The sequence below is a fragment of the Bombella pollinis genome (assembly GCF_026385485.1).
GTDB lineage: Bacteria > Pseudomonadota > Alphaproteobacteria > Acetobacterales > Acetobacteraceae > Bombella > Bombella pollinis.
Genome location: NZ_JANIDX010000012.1, coordinates 1 through 1,386, shown reverse-complemented (window position 1 = coordinate 1,386; position 1,386 = coordinate 1). Strand labels below are relative to the sequence as shown.

The 1,386-nt window shown below is 49.9% G+C and carries 2 protein-coding genes; one reads left to right on the top strand and one right to left on the bottom strand.

All coding sequences use genetic code 11. The annotated features are described in order from the left end of the window. Positions 1-737, top strand: a 737-nt coding sequence (locus tag NQF89_RS08780; protein ID WP_266137994.1) for a hypothetical protein, incomplete at its 5' end; no start/stop codon positions are given. 42 nt (positions 738-779) lie between these two features. Here NQF89_RS08780 and NQF89_RS08775 read toward each other — a convergent pair. Further along, the coding region (locus tag NQF89_RS08775) for a hypothetical protein (RefSeq protein ID WP_266137993.1) at positions 780-1,386 on the bottom strand (607 nt) is incomplete at its 5' end.

The following is a 1,386-nucleotide window of genomic DNA, read 5'->3' as shown; positions in this document are numbered from 1 at the left end:
GGGAGCGTATTCGCTTAGCGAATTCTGGGTCATGGCGGTTTGTTTACGATATTGAACAGGTGCATATTTGCAGCAAGGCCTTTTTGGATAAGACGCCTGCGAAGCCCGCTTATAACCCGGGGAATGATCCTGTTCAGATTATGGCGCGGCGTTTTCAACAAGACCGGCAGGGGACGATTGATGAGATGGTGCAGGCTGGTGTGGAGAAGAATGTTGCGGAGAGTGCGGCTGTGCTTGTCACTTCTCAGCGAGGGATGTATGCGGGGTGCGCGGTTGTCGCAGTTGATATGTATCGTCGGATACCCGGTATGCCAATAAGCCGAGAGGATGCTAGGGCAATGAATATGCGGAATCCTGATACGGCGGAAACGGCTTGTGATATTAACTGGATGTATAGGGACCCGAATGCGGTTGACCCTTATGCGCCATCGATTGAGCGGTTGCAGAAGGCTTTTCGGGAGGACCGGAAAGGGACGATTAAGAAGCTTGTGAAGGTTGGCGTTAGGCGTGTATGGGCAGAGAATGCAGCGGATTTGGTGTTGGCGCAGAAGGGACGTTATCGCCGTTGTGCGGTTATTGTAGGAGGGTTGTTGGATAATATGGGGTATGAATGGGGAGATATTACCCATCATGTAGATGCGATAAATGAAGGTTATTATAGTATAGGGAGTATCGTTGGTGATGGGGTTTGTGATGTGGATAATGTGAATCATGACCCGCGGGAGGGGCTATGGTAAGTCGGTCAGTTCTATCTATCGGTGGGTTAGATTGCTCTAATTCTAGGATGGTTTTTGGCCGAGATTGGTGCGGATGCAATCTATGGTTGTGTGCCATTTGCCTTCTTGCATTTCTGTTGAGACTTCATGTTGGATGGCGATGGGTAGCCATAGGCCATCCCAAGGGGCTTTGCTGATAAGCTGGTGACTTTGGTTGGTGAGGCTGTCTGGTTGGTCCTGGGGAGGAAGCCAGTTTTTGGGAGCATATTCACTATTTAGGATGATGGGTTGCCAGAAGGCGATGTCTGGGCGGAGGAGTGTTGTGATGGTTGTTCCGGCCTCGTTATATTTTGGATAGCCAACCATACCATTTTGGGCAGAGATGATGGGTATTGATTTTTCTTGCCCATTTGGAGGGGTGCCAGTGTAGGAGCCGCCCCAAATTTCAACCACCCCTAGATGGGCTGTTGTTTGGGAGATTTGCTGCTTGTAGCTGTTGGGGAGGTTGTTGGTCTCGTCTTGCGTAATGGGGGTGTAGGGCTGGAAATTATAGTTGATATGTGTTGCGTTTACGACTCCCTTTATTTGGTCTCGTACAGTCCCAGAGCGGTAATGGTTGGTGAGGGTTTGGTGATGATCCCAACCGCCATAATTGAGAAGTTGGAGTTTG